This window comes from Allomuricauda sp. ARW1Y1, assembly GCF_013407935.1.
Taxonomy (GTDB): domain Bacteria; phylum Bacteroidota; class Bacteroidia; order Flavobacteriales; family Flavobacteriaceae; genus Flagellimonas.
Genome location: NZ_JACBZU010000001.1, coordinates 660732 through 675652 on the forward strand (window position 1 = coordinate 660732; position 14921 = coordinate 675652).

A 14921-nucleotide genomic window follows, 5' to 3' on the forward strand; every position below is an offset into this window, starting at 1 on the left:
TGGATTAGTTTTTGGCTGTTGTAGTTGAATCGATCACCTGAACTTTTTGTCCATCTCGTACCCTACGGGCACCTTCTACAATGACCTGACTGCCGGATGAGATTCCTTCAAGTACTTCCAAATAATCACCTTGGGTTCTACCGGGAGTTATAATGGATTTTTTGGCCATCACCTCTCCGTTTTCCTCGCTAATCAGGTACACATATTGTTCTCCTTCCGCGTTTTCCGATACCACACTTTGTGGAATTAGAATCGCGTTCTCATTGGTGTAATCGTTGATTTTTACTTTGGCCGTCAAATTGGGCTTTACTTTTCCGTTCTTGTTGGGTACAGGAATCTCTACGCTAAAGGAACGGTTGCTGGGATTGATAAAGTTTCCCGTTTGACGCACCTGAGTGGTAATGCTCTCGCCCAATACGGGAAAATAGACCTCTGCCTCTTTGCCTGGAGTTACGTTGGGTAAGTGGCTTTCGGGTACTTCCACATCAATGTACATATCGGATAGATTGACAATTCGGAAAATCTCTGAACCAGGTCCTGGGCTTACCACGGTACCCTGATCTTTTATAATGTCGTCCACAATCCCTGAGAAAGGAGCACGGATAGAAGATTTCCCTACTTGGCTTTCCAATTGTTTCACGGCACTCTGTTGGGCCTCATACTGCGTTTTGGCCTGTAGGTACTGTATTTCCGAACCAATATTTTGTTCCCAAAGTCTCTTTTGACGCTCAAAAGTAGTCTTCGCCAGCTCGGCCTGGGTCCTTAACTGAGCCAATTGGCTGGAGAGTCCACCATCGTCAATGGAGGCCAGCAATTGCCCCTTTGATACACGTTGGCCTTCTTTTACATAAACACGGTAAAGGGTACCGGCCATTTCCGGGTATACCAAAACGTTTTGGTCGGTCATTACATCTCCTTGCAATTCCAAATAATGTTGAAATTGTTGTGGCTCTACGGTGAGTGCGGAAACCAACGGTAATTTTGTGTTGTCCTCGAGTTCACCGATGGCCTCGTCCAATTGTTTTACTTGTGATTCCAACGCCTTCAGTTCTTCAGTGACGGAATTTCGTTTGGCGCGTATGGCCTCTACATCCTTACTGGCGATTACACTTTCTACGGAATTACCGCTACCGCTGCCGCACGAAGCAAGGACCAAGGTGGTTATTGTGATATATATAGCTTTTTTCATGATGGAATGGTTTTCTCCTTTGTTTATTGATTTATAATGTTTTCCAGCGCCGTTTTCTTATTGATCACGTCGACCATGGATTGTAGATATTCTTGTTGACTGTTGTATAGCTGCGTCTGTGCCTGTCTCAATTCAAAACTGGTAGCCAGACCTTCGGAATATTTGATTTGGTTCTTTTTTTCGATGCGTTCGGCCAGGTCCAGATTGTCTTTGGAAGTGCCATATTGCTCAATGGCCAGAATATAATCGCTCTTGGCCGTTTCCAGTTGAAGACGAATACGTGATTGGGTTTCGGTGAACTGGGTTTTGGCTTTTTCCAAGGCAATCTTGGCACGCTGGGTGCTGGCGCTTCGTTGCAGGGAACTGAAGATAGGAATATTGAGGTCTACCCCTAAAATAGAGGAACCGAACCACTGCTGCCCGCTGCTAAAAAAATTGAAACGATCGCTAAAGGAGTTTCCTCCATAGTTGACAAAAGCGTTCAAGGTGGGAAGCGCTCTGCTCTTGGCCAATTTTAACTCAAGGAAACGTTGTTCGTTGAGGTTGGCAGCCATTTTAAAATCTACGTTGTTCTCTATGTCAAATTCGGAATCGATAAGGCCTAAATCAATTTGCTTTTGGGTAAGGTCATCCAGATTTTCGGTCAGAACCGTTGGGGCCTCAATAGGGAGTCCAAGCACCAGGTTCAACATTTGCCTTGTGATTTTCTCCATCCGCCGGGCGTTTTTAAGCTGATTTTCAACCGATGATAACGTAATCTGCAATTGGTCCACGCTCTCCTCATCTCCAAGTCCGTTCTCGTAAATACGTTTGGTTTCGTAGAGGTTCTCCTCCAAAGTGGCTTTGTTCTTTTCGGAAATCAGTACGCTTTCTTGGGCCAACAATACGTTGCCGTAGGCTTCTACCACCGATTTACGAACATCCAGTTCGGTTTTTTCCTTGTTGTTCTGACTATAATCCAAAAAGGTTTTGGTGGCTTGAACGCCCACGATGTACGATCCATCAAAAATCTGTTGGGTCAAGGTTGCAGTGGCGGCAATGGATTGCGGCTGTCCAAAGACCACTTCTTGAAAGGTACCTGGTTCTCCGCCAAAAAATTCAGCGGGAATCTGGGCCACAGGTTGCTTCAACTGGTTTTGGTAGCTTACCGCTCCATTGATCTGGGGCAGTCCCGATGCAATGGTCTCCCATTTTTGCTTTTGGGCATCAAGGATATCCCTTTCTGCATTTTGGGCAGTATAATTGTGCTCCAATGCATAGGTGATGGCCTGATCTAAGCTAAAACTCGGTATGGAGTCCTGCGCAGATGCCAACCAGGGCAATATAAATAGTAAGGTGATTAGTGTTTGTCGCATTTATTCTTGATTTGAATTGATGATTGAGTTGAGTATTTGTCTTCCTTTTGGGGTTACAATGCCCCTGAGGTGGTATTCCAGATAATAATCCAGCAGCTCCACTTTGTTGAAAATTTTGGTGGGAAAAAGGTTGTTGTCCTTAATGCTCATGACCCCGGAAAAATAAATTCTAGAAACAAATTCCACGTTGAGGTTGTCACGGTATATGCCCATTTGCATACCTCGTTTCACATTTTCGATGACACAGCCGTGCATGGAACTATACTGTCTCTCCTTAAGGGTGGCATGGACCTTGGGATAATACTTCTGTAATTGGTACAGGGGTGAGGATTTTTCATCTTTTAAATGCACCATCACAAATCTTTTGATTTCGTACAGTTCTTCAATTGGGTTTTTTTTCAGTTCTACGATGTTGTCTATTCCGCAAGTAATAAAGTCACACATGGTCATGGTCGACTCCTCCACCAGTTCCGTTTTGTTCTTAAAATGTGAATAGATGGTCTTTTTGGACATCCCCATCTCATGGGCCAAATCGTCCATGGTAACGCTCTTAAAGCCTAGGTTTAAGAACATTTCAGTTGCTTTTTGTATAATCGTCTCCCTCATAATCGGTGGCAAATGTAACCACGGAAACTTTAAAAACAAAAAAAGTTTCCGTGGTTTTACAATTTTTTAACGAAGGATTGATTTTTTGTTTTAACTGCGTTTTTTTCCGTGGACATATACGGGAACCACCGCTGTTTTTTGATGGGACTCATTTTCTTCGAGGGGACCCAACCTCCAAAAAAAAGGTCGGAATTGGCGCAGGTACTTTTTACTTCGGTTATGCTTCTTTGGATTCGTCATGATTATCGTTTTTGATTTTTTGAACATATGCTTTAAAGGCTTCTTCTCCCTCTTCCTTCCAAAATTGATCGTAGTGTTTCCACTCATCAAAATCCCGTCTCCAGGATCCACATTTGTTGGACGACTTCATCTTCTTTTTGTGACTGCTGCCCTTGCTTTTTCCGCCACCGCCGCCAAAACCGAACAGCAATTTGGCAAGAATGAACACTCCAAGTGCCTGCCAGTAGGTAACGGTTCCAACTCCGAACAAATCAGGCATGAGCCAGTTCCAGAGGCGCATCAGTAGATAATTGGCCAAAAGAAAGACCAAGATTCCCAAGACGACCATGGCAATGACTTTTACTACTTTTTTTACGGTGTTCTCCACCTTCTTTTCTACAGCTTTTTCAAATTCTTTTTTATGCTCCATGACTCATTTCTTTTAAGTTTTCCAATTTTTTTGATAGTTCAGACATGGCCCTATGTCTTCGTGACATGAGGGTCCCTGCCGGTATTCCTGTTTTTTCAGCTATTTGTTTGTAATGGTATCCTTCAAAATCTATGGCAATGACGATATCCCGGTAAGGCGCTTTTAAATCCTGCACGGCCTTTTTGAGGGCCTGTTCCATTTCCGGGGAGTAACTATTGTCCGCATCACCATAAAAGAACTCTGCGAATTCGCGCCATTGTTGGTCAATGTTCTCGCTGGGCACTTTTTTCTCTTTTCTCCCGCGCATAATGTCCACAATCCTGTTGCGAATGGCGTTGTACACAAATCCACCCACGTTATTTATGGGAATGGCATCTTCCGATCGGGAGAATATCCGTAGGGCAACATCCTGCACAATATCTTCGGCATCCCGTTCCGATGTGTCCCTGATCTTCGACTGCACATACGACCGCAACGATCCGTACTCCTCCGTGAAGAAGTTGGTTAGGTTGTTATGGTTATCGGTTTTGGCTGCCATTTGGTTACTTCGGGTTGCTCTTCACTAATAGAGACGGAGTAAAAGGATTCTATTGCACCTTTTTGGAAACTTTTTTTCAAAGGATTGACTTTTAGATGTTTGGTGTGGATAACAACTGATTTTAAAAGTAGCCCATCCTCAAATTCAATATTTGAATGTATTTTTGACTCCATGTCAGATATCGATATCATTAGTCAGTACAGAGCTCAGTTTGTTACGTACCTCGAACAAAGAACCCAATTAGGGGAACCCAAAAATCTGTACGAGCCCGTACAGTATATTTTGGGATTGGGAGGCAAACGCATGCGGCCTATACTCACCTTGATGACGGCCGAGGCCTTTGGCGGAAAGGTAGCGGATGCCATGGATGCGGCCTTGGCCGTGGAAATGTTCCACAATTTTTCCTTGGTACATGATGATATTATGGATGACGCTCCCTTGCGAAGAGGTAAGGTGACCGTTCATGAAAAATGGGATGTGAACACGGGAATTCTATCCGGCGACGCCATGTTGATTCTTTCCTATCAATGTTTTGAAAGCTACCCTCCTGAAATCTATGCGGAGCTGACCAAATTGTTCAGCAAGACCGCTTTGGAGGTTTGCGAAGGGCAGCAATATGATGTGGATTTTGAGACCCGGGACGATGTGACCATCCCCGAATACCTGAAAATGATTGAGTACAAAACCTCCGTTCTCGTGGCAGCTGCCATGAAGATGGGTGCGATTGTGGCAAAGGTCCCCGACAGGGATGCCAATGCCATTTATGAGTTTGGCCGAAATCTGGGCATTGCTTTTCAATTACAGGACGATTATTTGGATGCCTTTGGCGACCCCAAAACCTTTGGCAAGCAAGTGGGAGGTGATATTATGGAGAACAAAAAGACGTATCTGTACCTGAAATCCTTGGAAAATGCCTCCAAAGACAATCAAGAAGGGTTGTTGCACCTGTATTCCATCAAACCAGAAGATTCTACAGCTAAGGTCGCTGCGATAAAAGCAATTTTTAAGGAAAGTGGAGCAGTGGAGGCAACCAAAAAAGCGATACAAGACTTCACCCAAAGGGCCTTTGAAGCCTTGGCAGATACCAACCTGCCAGAGAACAAAAAAACTTTGCTAAAGCAGTTTGGAAAAAATTTGATGGAGCGTACCGTTTAGAACAGGCGATTGAGCAATGCGTTGACGAACGGCATGGGTTTGGGAGCGGTCACAATTTGAAGTTCTTCCCAAAGATTGGTCTCGTTTTCTAAGAATTTTAGGATCAAGGAAGCCTTTCTTCTTTTGAACATGGATTCAAAAATTTCGTGTCCCAAGTGATTGTTTTTGTACAAAATGTCCAATAATAACATATCGTAGAACAGAAACCGGCTCTTTTGATGAAATTGGATCAAGGGTTTGCCCGTTTTAAGATGTGCTACCAGTTTGGGCACTTCCCTGCTTGTATTGTAAAAAGTATAGCCCGTGCTGGGTTTGGCCCACCCACCGGCAATCCCAATATGGAACAATTTATTCGAATTATGTTGATAGAAGGGATAGCAAGTCATGGGAATACTTCCGAATTCGGTGTCTTGGATGGAGTAGGTTATATCACCGAGGTTTTTGCTGATGTAGGCTTTAATGGCTTCTTCGTATTCCTGTTTTTCCAACAGATGCTCGGAAAAGAGGGTGTATTCCAACAGGGCTTCGGTTTCCGAAAAGGGGAGGATGTACATAAATCGGGTATTGCCCTTTTGGGGTACGGAAAAATCCATGAATGTGGCCTCGTTCAGGTTAAAAACCAACCGGTCTGTTTTAATGTGCCACCCTACAAAATGTTGCTGTAAAACGGGGTAATCCTTTTGTTTTAGGGGTAGGGAAGCGTCGTACACACTAGAAAATACCGTTTGTCCGGTAAATTTTTGGCTAGGGGTGGTTACCACAACCTCATGTTCGTGCTCTTCGAATTGTTGCACTTCTTCCTGTATCCAAGTGATGTTGGGATAGGCTTTCACTCTTGGCACAAAATGATCGTAGAAATCAATCCCTCTCAACATTTTATAGGTATAGGGGGCAATGGAAGTGGATTTTTGAAGTGATTTCCCGCCCACATAAATGTGCTTCCATGTTTTATGGACCAGTTCATCAAATTGCCCTGCTCCTCGTTCCCAAAAGCACCACGTGCGGTCGTTTTTGGATTTATCGTCCTTGTCCAACACCAAAATGGATTTGGAAGCAAAGAAAGGGTCTTTTCCCAAGGTATCGGCCAAAAGCAGACCAGCGGCTCCCGCACCTATAATGATGTAGTCGTAGTTGGGCATGGTGTCAAAGATAGAAAAGGGTGCGGATAATTGATGGTAAAACTTTCAATAGCGCCTTCCGTAACAAATAAATCTGCGAGGGTTATAAAATCTAGATATTTCTTTTGCCCCTTTTTTTGACAAGTATCAAAATGCAATTAATGATAAATTTCCAGCAAGTAAATAGGACACGGGTACCCAAAGAACTGCAAAACCTACGGAAAACGTAAGAAGTTGGTTGAACAGTTTGTGCCGTTTCTTGGGATTCCTAAATTCTCCCACACCAAAATAGATTGTCAAGGGCAACGCAATTAGACCCATCCAAGTGATGGGCGTTCCCATCGGAATGGAACTTCCTTCATACAACGGGACGGTCAAAATGGAGGAGCCGGTAATCAAAAGTGACAGGACAAGGATGAAAATCAAAAGGCAGGCAAAAAAGTACAACGAAGGCTTGGTCATTTTTTAACTTTAAATGTTGGCAAGGTTATTTTTGTTCTTTTGTCAAAAGCCATACTGCCTAGGTTGAACCATTAATAACAGCTATCAACTAGGATACTTATTTTTTAGCACAGTCAACAGTTCAGGTAAATTTTCCTCAATAATGTGCCAAACTATTTCCAAATCAATCCCAAAATATTCATGCACAATACGATTTCGAAAACCCCTTAGATGGGACCATTCAATTTCTGGGTTATTGTTCTTGTAGTTCTCGGTCAATCGATTGGCCGCCTCTCCAATGTCAAAGTTTCTTATCACAGCATCCACAGTCTTACTATCGCTTTTAAATTGGTCAAACGACATATCCCGTGTATAAGTCATGATTTTTTGCACTGACTCAATCATATCATGGATCAAAAGGACATTATCTCTTTTAGACATAAATCAAGTCGGATAGGATGGTGTTAAGGTATTGTTCCTTTATTCCTTTTTTGGAAACCAAATCCACTTTTAGACCCAGGGCTTTTTCTAGTTCATTTGCCAAATCGATAAACTTGATACCAATTTTTCCATCAAACTCTACCATGATATCAACATCACTGCTAGCCGTCTGCTCATTGCGTGCGTATGAGCCAAATAAAGCCGGAAGCAATTGGATAGCGTTCTTTTAAACGCACCTTTAGCTGAGAGAGTTGATTCGTTATGTTTTGGGTTGTTTCCACACTCAAAGTTAATCAATCCACTCAAAATCCGTGCAGCATATTCAAAAGAACCAACGAATATATACGCAGTCACAAACGATTGGGTGCAAGGGTCAGGGTGTCTGCGCTTGAATTTAGACACAACGAAAAATAAATTTTGTTAAATAAAAATGTATTTTTGAAAAAACATTTTTGATGACCCGATCAGAGGAAAACTACTTAAAGGCCATATTTCATTTAGGTGGTGGGGATTCCAAATCCATTACTACCAATGCGATAGCGGAACAGATGGAAACCAAACCCTCGTCCGTCACGGATATGGCCAAGAAATTGGCCGAAAAAGGATTGGTGGATTATGTGCGCTACCAAGGGGTTTCGTTGACGGATGCCGGCGTTAAAACCGCATTGTCCATTATTCGTAAGCATCGGTTGTGGGAAGTCTTTTTGGTGAAAAAACTGGATTTTACTTGGGATGAGGTGCACGAAGTGGCCGAGCAGTTGGAGCACATCAAAAGTGAAAAATTGATAGACAAAATAGATGAGCTCTTGGATTTTCCCAAGTATGACCCCCATGGCGATCCCATTCCCACGAAAGATGGAAAGTTTCAGGAACGTGATGAGAAATTGCTCAGCGAAATGCCCATCAACTCCAAAGGGGTTTGTGTAGGAGTGAAGGATTCTTCGGTTCCCTTTTTGAAGTTTTTGGACAAGAACAACATCGCTTTGGGCAACACCATTCAGGTTTTGGATAAAGAGGATTTTGACAATTCCCTTCGGATTCGAATGGAGGGGAACGAAATGCGAATATCACATCAAATAGCATCAAACTTATTTGTGAAAAAGAATAGCTAATGGAAGCAGTAATCGACTATTTTGAAAGTATCGACCCGATTTTGGCGGCCCTTTACGCCACTCTATTCACTTGGGGATTGACCGCTGCCGGGGCGGGTCTTGTGTTTTTGTTCAAAAGTCCAAAGAGGGCCTTGATGGATGGCATGTTGGGCTTTACCGGTGGGGTTATGGTCGCCGCCAGTTTCTGGAGCCTATTGGCACCGGGTATTGAGATGAGTGAAGGGGAAGGCTTTGTCAAGGTCATTCCGGCTGCCGTAGGTTTCTTGATGGGCGCAGCCTTTATTTTTGGTTTGGATAAAATTTTGCCCCATGTCCATATCAATTTTAAAATAGATGAAGCGGAAGGGGTAAAAACCCCCTGGCATCGCACTACGCTCTTGGTTTTGGCCATTACCCTGCACAATATTCCCGAAGGGTTGGCAGTAGGTGTCCTCTTTGGAGGGGTGGCCTCTGGCTTTGAAGGCGCGACCATTGGTGGTGCCGTGGCCTTGGCTTTGGGTATTGGGCTGCAAAACTTTCCGGAAGGCTTTGCCGTTGCGGTGCCTATGCGCAGGCATGGACTCAGCCGTAGAAGAAGTTGGATGTACGGTCAGGCATCCGCCATTGTGGAACCTATTGCCGGTGTGCTTGGCGCTTGGGCCGTATTGACCTTTGAACCTATTTTGCCCTATGCCCTTGCATTTGCGGCCGGAGCCATGATCTTTGTGGTGGTCGAGGAGGTAATACCAGAAACGCAACAAGACAAATACACCGATATCGCCACAATGGGTTTTATCGGTGGATTTATTATTATGATGATATTGGATGTAGGATTGGGGTAAATTATCCCCCTATCAAATCAAATACTCCCTTGATCAAAAATTCGTCAGATTCGGTTAGTTGATCTGAAATGATTTCCGAATAACCATCATACGAATTTCCCTGGGCTACGGGGATGCGTTCAAAGGTATAGCCGTCTTGCTTGTTGATCAGTTTTAGCACGTAATGGTTTCCTTCCGATTCGATTACCGCCTCATCGGGTAATGCCCAGGTTTGTACCGTATCGGTCATGATCATGGCATCCACAAACATCCCAGGTAAAAAATTGGTGTTCTCTTCGTGCTCCAAATGTCCGTGCACCTTTATGGTTCGCTTATCGCTATCAATCGATGTCCCCACTAGGTATACCTCTGCATTGAAATTGGATTTGGCCGCCTCTGGAATCTTGAACAGGATCTTTTGTCCTTTCTTCACCTTTAAAATGTCTTTCTCAAAAACGGTAAGTTCTAGGTGGATGTGGTCATTGTTTACAATTTCCAATATTTCCGTAGCAGGTGACACATAACTTCCCTTGGCCACGTTCATTTTGGTGATACTGCCCGCAATAGGGGCATAAATGGCAGCCTGTGAAGAGATTTTGCCCTGCTCCACTTGGCTTGGGGAAATATTGAGCATTTGTAATTGTTCCCTCAAACCTTGATAGCGTGCTTTGGCTGTTTCATAATTGCTCTTGGCTTGAAGAAAATTCTTTTGTGAGGCGATTTTCTCCTTAAAAAGCGTCTGGTTTCGCTCAAACTCTGTCCTCAGGTAATCCAACTGGTTGAATACTTCGAGATAGTCCTGTTGCATCTGAACGAATTCTTGGTTTTCGAGTACTATCAAGAGTTGTCCTTTTTTGACCCGGTCACCCACCAAAAGGGAAGTCTGCTTCACAAAACCTCCCATAAATGCGGTGATACTGGCCCGGTTTTCCGGAGGAACGTCAATCATTCCAGAGGTCTCCACAATCTTGGGAAAGGTTCGTTTCTCCAAGCCTCCTATCATCAGATCATTGGTGTCGAATTGATTCTGTGTCACCACAATACCTGTTTCTTCTTGTTCTTGTTCGGTGGATGCTTGATTGTTCTTATTGCCGCAGCCCATCATTAGGAGGAAAACAGCGGTTATTTGAAGTATATGTTTCATGATTATAATGTTATGGTCAAATAATTAATGGCGATTACGGTTTGATTGTACTGGTTGAGCACATCCAAATAATTGAGTTGAATCTCGTAGGCATTTTCCAAGCTTTGGATATATTGGAAAAAGTCAATTTCCCCATTTTGAAAATTCCCGGAGGCTGCTTTCAAAATTTGATCGGAAAGTAGACCACCTTCGTCCTCATAATAGGAGAGCTCCTTGGCCTGTTGTTCCAATTGGCCCATTAGGGTTTTATAGCGCTGGTTCATGGCTATGCTGATCTCCGTATTTTCCATTTCCGTGATCTTGGTCTGTATTTTGGATGATTTCACCTTACTACTGTGGCCAAAGAAGAAAATGGGAACGCGAACGCCCACTTGAAGACCGTAAAGGGATGCGCCCAGACCGCTGTTGGTTCCTTGAAAATACTCAAGGTTGAGGTCGGGCAGCAATCGATTTTCCTCTAAGCTCTTCTGGGCATTGCTCAGCTGTTGGCGATGGTCCAAAAAAGAGGTCTCCGTTGGCATCATCCCTTGCAGATTGACCACGGTAAGCTTTTCTGGCATTTCGGTCACTATTTGTAGACTGTCTCCCGTCTGGACCAAACTTGCGATCTGACCGTAGGTGGTCAACAACTGCTGATTGATCTTGGCAAAGGTGTTCGCAATCTGTCGTTGCTTGGCCGTTGCCGTTACCTTTTCCAGATAATTGGTCTCGCCGAGTTCAAAACGTCTGTCGGCCGCGTGTGCAAACTTGCTATAAATACTGTCCAATGTCTTGTAAAGCTTTGCTTTTTGGTTCAAGGTCTGATATTGGTAGTACGCATTGCTCAGGGCTTGGTATAATTGCTTCTTTTGAATTTCAAAGGATGATTTTTGCAGCTCGTAGTTCGATTGTTGAAGCCTGTTCTTTGCTCCATAAACCGTAGGGAACTCAAATTGCTGCTGTACCCCAAAAACCCGTATGGGCTGATTGTTGATGGCCAAGTTGTTCTCATCATATTGATAGTAAATATCCGTTTTGTCAAACTCAAAAGCGGTTCCCTTTAGCGTTTCTGCTTGATCTACCATCATGGAACCTGCCTGGATACCTTTGTTATTTTCCAAGGATAAGGCCATAAGGTCCTCCAGGTTCAACTTTTCTTGGGAGAAACCTGAAAGGCTAACCATGAACAATAAAATGGTAAGCGCTTTCTTTTTCATTTTTCGCGCTCTTCGTCTTTTTCCCATTCCACGGAATTTTATGTGATGTGAATACGCATATAAAACGGGCAGTACAACCAATGTCAACATAGTTGCCGTTACCAGTCCGCCAATGACCACGGTGGCCAAGGGTCGCTGTACCTCGGCACCCGCATTGGTGGATACTGCCATGGGCAAAAAGCCCAATGCTGCCGCAGAAGCGGTCAATAAAACCGCACGAAGCCTGTCCTTGGTGCCCTGTTTGATCAAATCTTCCATGGAATCAAAGTCCTTTCCCTTGAGTTCCTTGAAATGTTCGATGAGTACGATGCCGTTGAGTACGGCAATACCAAAAAGGGCAATAAAGCCTACCCCGGCCGAAATACTGAAGGGCATATCGCGTAACCAGAGCAAGAGTACCCCACCTACCGCTGATAGCGGGATGGCGGAAAAAATAAGTAAAGCTTCCTTGACCGATCCAAAGGCAAAATAAAGCATAATAAAGATGAGCAACAAAGCAATGGGTACGGCTATCATCAACCGGGCCTTGGCATTTTGAAGGTTTTCGAACTGTCCACCATAGGTAATCAGATAGCCTGGGGGCAACGTGATGTTGTCCCTGACCAATAACTGGATATCATCGACCACAGATTGAAGATCCCGGTTCCTAACGTTGATGCCCACTACGATGCGTCTTTTGGTATCATCACGGGAGATTTTGGCGGCACCTTTTTGATAGGTAATCTCAGCCAGTTCGCTCATCGGGATTTTTCCTCCATTGGGAATATCCACATAAAGATTCCGAAGGTTGGAAATATCTTGGCGGTTCTCGGAATCCAAGCGGACGGCCAAATCAAATTGTCGTTCCCCCTCGAAAACGCTGCCAACGACCTTACCGGCAAAACCCATGGAAATCATTTCGTTCAGGTCCGCAATGTTGAGCCCATGACGTGCAATTTTGGCGCGGTCAAAAGCAACGTTCATTTGGGGAAGACCTTCCACCTTCTCTACGATAATGTCCGACGCACCTTCCACATCTTGGATAAGGTCCTTTATTTCATCGGCTTTTTTGCTCAGGGTTTCGAGGTTCTCACCAAATATTTTGATGGCTATATCGGCCCGTACCCCGGTAATCAACTCATTGAAACGCATTTCAATGGGTTGGGTGAACTCCACTTCCATGCCCGGGATCACGGAAAGGGCCTCTTTAAATTTATCGGCCAGTTCGTCCTTGGTTTCGGCAGAGGTCCATTCGCTTTTTGGTTTCAAGGAAATGATAACGTCACTTTCTTCCATCGACATAGGATCGGTGGGAACCTCGGCTGCGCCGATACGGCTTACTACCTGATTGACCTCTGGAAATTGCTCCATTAGGATTTTTTCAATTTTAGTGGTCGTTTCTACGGTTTTGGCCAAGGAAGTCCCTGTTTTCAGCACAGGTTGGATCACAAAGTCTCCTTCGTCCAAAGTCGGTACAAATTCACCCCCCATGGAGGAGAACAAAATTATGGCTCCTACCAATAGTGCAGCAGCTATGGAAAGCACGAGTTTTTTGCTTTTCATGGCCCATTCTATAACAGGTTCATATTGTTTATTGATCCAGTTCACCAAACGAGCGGAAATGTTTTTGGAGGACTCCTTGGATGGCTTTAAGAACAGAGCGGATGCCACTGGCACATAGGTGAAACAGAACAATATTGCTCCCAAAAGGGCAAAGCTGAATGTCAACGCCATTGGTTTGAACATTTTCCCTTCTACACCGCTCAGGGACAGGATTGGGATGAATACAATCAAAATGATTAGCTGGCCGAACACGGCGGAGTTCATCATTTTGGTAGCACCTTCAACCGTTATTTTATCCTTTATGGACTGTGTGGCGTCTTTGCCCAAGTCCACCAACTCTCCCTGCCTTCGTGTAATTTGAAATGCAATATATTCCACAATGATTACGGCACCATCAATGATGATTCCGAAGTCGATGGCACCCAAACTCAATAAATTGGCGTCCACACCAAAAATGTTCATTAAGGTAAGGGCAAACAATAGGCAGAGTGGAATAACCGAGGCGACCACAAGCCCTGAGCGCCAGTTGCCCAAGAGCAATACGACGACAAAAATTACGATGAGGCAACCCAGTACGAGGTTTTCCGTAACGGTAAAGGTTGTTCTTCCGATAAGTTCACTACGGTCCAAGAAGGGGTTGATGTACACCCCCTCTGGCAAGGATTTGGAGATTGCGGCGACTCGTTCCTTGACGGCTTCGATAACACGTTTGGAGTCAGCATCTTTGAGCATCATAATTTGACCGAGGACCTTTTCGCCCTCGCCATTTCCGGTGATCGCCCCAAAACGTGGCGCACTTCCAAATCCAACTTTGGCCACGTCTTTGATATAGATTGGAATTCCGTCCCTTGCGGTTACCACAATGTTTTCGATGTCCTTAAGGTTGCCCACCAAACCTTCCCCACGGATAAAATAGGCTTGGTTTACTTTTTCGATATAGCCACCGCCCGTAACACTGTTGTTTTTTTCCAAGGCGGTGAACACTTCTCTAGCGGTGATATTGAAAGCGTTCAACTTTTGGGTCTGAATGGCCACTTCGTATTGTTTGAGGTGCCCTCCCCACGTATTCACCTCCACCACTCCTGGAATTCCGGAAAGCTGCCGTCTTACGATCCAATCTTGGATGGTACGCAGCTCCGTGGAAGAATATTGGTCCCTGTATTTGGGCTTCACATCCAAAATATATTGGTAAATCTCTCCCAATCCCGTGGTAATTGGTCCCATCTCCGGGGTTCCAAAGCCTTCGGGTATTCGACTGGATGCAGATTTGATTTTTTCCGCAATGAGCTGTCGTGGCAGAAAGGTGCCCAGATCGTCCTCGAATACTATGGTAACCACGGAAAGACCGAACTTGGAAACGGACCGAATTTCCTTAACGCCAGGGAGATTTGCCATTTCCAACTCCACGGGATAGGTGACAAATTTTTCCATATCCTGGGTGGAGAGGCTCCTTGAGGTAGTGATGACCTGCACTTGATTGTTGGTGACATCGGGAACGGCCCCGATGGGTATTTGTGATAGTGAGTATAGCCCCACCAAGGCTATGGCTGCTGTAAAAAGAAGAACAATAAACTTGTTCTTTATACTAAAGTTGATAATTTTTGAAAACATGATTCATAGAAAATAATAGCATTA

General features: G+C 44.4%; 14 protein-coding genes. 3 read left to right on the plus strand and 11 right to left on the minus strand.

Annotated features, from left to right (window positions below; all coding sequences use genetic code 11):
* Positions 1–4: 4 nt before the first annotated feature.
* The 5 genes from GGE08_RS02980 to GGE08_RS03000 form a co-directional block, all read right to left on the minus strand.
* Positions 5–1189, minus strand: a complete 1185-nt coding sequence (locus tag GGE08_RS02980) for an efflux RND transporter periplasmic adaptor subunit (RefSeq protein ID WP_179383407.1) — start codon at positions 1187–1189, stop codon at positions 5–7.
* A gap of 23 nt (positions 1190–1212) precedes the next feature.
* Complete coding sequence (locus tag GGE08_RS02985) at positions 1213–2544, minus strand: TolC family protein (RefSeq protein WP_179383408.1); 1332 nt, start codon at positions 2542–2544, stop codon at positions 1213–1215.
* The gene (locus GGE08_RS02990) at positions 2545–3150 is read right to left on the minus strand and encodes a TetR/AcrR family transcriptional regulator (protein WP_179383409.1); all 606 of its coding nucleotides are present in this window, start codon (positions 3148–3150) and stop codon (positions 2545–2547) included.
* A gap of 217 nt (positions 3151–3367) precedes the next feature.
* Positions 3368–3799, minus strand: a complete 432-nt coding sequence (locus GGE08_RS02995) for a hypothetical protein (protein WP_179383410.1) — start codon at positions 3797–3799, stop codon at positions 3368–3370.
* The gene (locus GGE08_RS03000) at positions 3789–4337 is read right to left on the minus strand and encodes an RNA polymerase sigma factor (RefSeq protein ID WP_179383411.1); all 549 of its coding nucleotides are present in this window, start codon (positions 4335–4337) and stop codon (positions 3789–3791) included. The genes GGE08_RS02995 and GGE08_RS03000 overlap by 11 nt, the downstream gene beginning before the upstream one ends.
* Positions 4338–4508: 171 nt before the next feature.
* On the opposite strand from GGE08_RS03000, the gene GGE08_RS03005 reads away from it, so the two are divergent.
* Entirely contained in the window at positions 4509–5492 is a 984-nt protein-coding gene (locus GGE08_RS03005; protein WP_179383412.1) for a polyprenyl synthetase family protein, read from the plus strand.
* Here GGE08_RS03005 and GGE08_RS03010 read toward each other — a convergent pair.
* The 4 genes from GGE08_RS03010 to GGE08_RS03025 form a co-directional block, all read right to left on the minus strand.
* Positions 5489–6631 (minus strand): lycopene cyclase family protein, encoded by a 1143-nt coding sequence (locus tag GGE08_RS03010; protein WP_179383413.1) that lies wholly within the window; start codon positions 6629–6631, stop codon positions 5489–5491. The genes GGE08_RS03005 and GGE08_RS03010 overlap by 4 nt on opposite strands.
* 126 nt (positions 6632–6757) lie before the next feature.
* Positions 6758–7072 (minus strand): hypothetical protein, encoded by a 315-nt coding sequence (locus GGE08_RS03015; protein WP_179383414.1) that lies wholly within the window; start codon positions 7070–7072, stop codon positions 6758–6760.
* Between the two features lie 84 nt (positions 7073–7156).
* Positions 7157–7492: a DUF86 domain-containing protein gene (locus GGE08_RS03020; protein ID WP_179383415.1), complete on the minus strand. Its 336-nt coding sequence runs from the start codon at positions 7490–7492 to the stop codon at positions 7157–7159.
* Positions 7485–7703: a nucleotidyltransferase family protein gene (locus GGE08_RS03025; RefSeq protein WP_257023938.1), complete on the minus strand. Its 219-nt coding sequence runs from the start codon at positions 7701–7703 to the stop codon at positions 7485–7487. Before GGE08_RS03025 ends, GGE08_RS03020 begins: the two co-directional genes overlap by 8 nt.
* A gap of 244 nt (positions 7704–7947) precedes the next feature.
* Between GGE08_RS03025 and GGE08_RS03030 the strand changes: the two genes are divergently transcribed.
* Both GGE08_RS03030 and GGE08_RS03035 read left to right on the plus strand, forming a co-directional pair.
* Positions 7948–8604, plus strand: a complete 657-nt coding sequence (locus GGE08_RS03030) for a metal-dependent transcriptional regulator (RefSeq protein ID WP_179383416.1) — start codon at positions 7948–7950, stop codon at positions 8602–8604.
* A complete protein-coding gene (locus GGE08_RS03035; protein WP_179383417.1) occupies positions 8604–9425 on the plus strand; it encodes a ZIP family metal transporter in 822 nt (273 codons plus the stop codon). Before GGE08_RS03030 ends, GGE08_RS03035 begins: the two co-directional genes overlap by 1 nt.
* 1 nt (position 9426) lies before the next feature.
* Here GGE08_RS03035 and GGE08_RS03040 read toward each other — a convergent pair whose 3' ends face one another.
* Entirely contained in the window at positions 9427–10548 is a 1122-nt protein-coding gene (locus tag GGE08_RS03040) for an efflux RND transporter periplasmic adaptor subunit (protein WP_179383418.1), read from the minus strand.
* 2 nt (positions 10549–10550) lie between these two features.
* Positions 10551–14897: a CusA/CzcA family heavy metal efflux RND transporter gene (locus tag GGE08_RS03045; RefSeq protein WP_179383419.1), complete on the minus strand. Its 4347-nt coding sequence runs from the start codon at positions 14895–14897 to the stop codon at positions 10551–10553.
* Positions 14898–14921 lie beyond the last annotated feature (24 nt).

Coding starts and splice junctions, on each gene's coding strand:
- GGE08_RS03035 (WP_179383417.1), top strand. CDS start 8,604: ATGGAAGCAGTAATCGACTATTTTGAAAGTATCGACCCGATTTTGGCG.
- GGE08_RS02990 (WP_179383409.1), bottom strand. CDS start 3,150: ATGAGGGAGACGATTATACAAAAAGCAACTGAAATGTTCTTAAACCTA.
- GGE08_RS03005 (WP_179383412.1), top strand. CDS start 4,509: ATGTCAGATATCGATATCATTAGTCAGTACAGAGCTCAGTTTGTTACG.
- GGE08_RS02980 (WP_179383407.1), bottom strand. CDS start 1,189: ATGAAAAAAGCTATATATATCACAATAACCACCTTGGTCCTTGCTTCG.
- GGE08_RS03000 (WP_179383411.1), bottom strand. CDS start 4,337: ATGGCAGCCAAAACCGATAACCATAACAACCTAACCAACTTCTTCACG.
- GGE08_RS03010 (WP_179383413.1), bottom strand. CDS start 6,631: ATGCCCAACTACGACTACATCATTATAGGTGCGGGAGCCGCTGGTCTG.
- GGE08_RS03030 (WP_179383416.1), top strand. CDS start 7,948: ATGACCCGATCAGAGGAAAACTACTTAAAGGCCATATTTCATTTAGGT.
- GGE08_RS03015 (WP_179383414.1), bottom strand. CDS start 7,072: ATGACCAAGCCTTCGTTGTACTTTTTTGCCTGCCTTTTGATTTTCATC.
- GGE08_RS03045 (WP_179383419.1), bottom strand. CDS start 14,897: ATGTTTTCAAAAATTATCAACTTTAGTATAAAGAACAAGTTTATTGTT.
- GGE08_RS03040 (WP_179383418.1), bottom strand. CDS start 10,548: ATGAAACATATACTTCAAATAACCGCTGTTTTCCTCCTAATGATGGGC.
- GGE08_RS02995 (WP_179383410.1), bottom strand. CDS start 3,799: ATGGAGCATAAAAAAGAATTTGAAAAAGCTGTAGAAAAGAAGGTGGAG.
- GGE08_RS03020 (WP_179383415.1), bottom strand. CDS start 7,492: ATGTCTAAAAGAGATAATGTCCTTTTGATCCATGATATGATTGAGTCA.
- GGE08_RS02985 (WP_179383408.1), bottom strand. CDS start 2,544: ATGCGACAAACACTAATCACCTTACTATTTATATTGCCCTGGTTGGCA.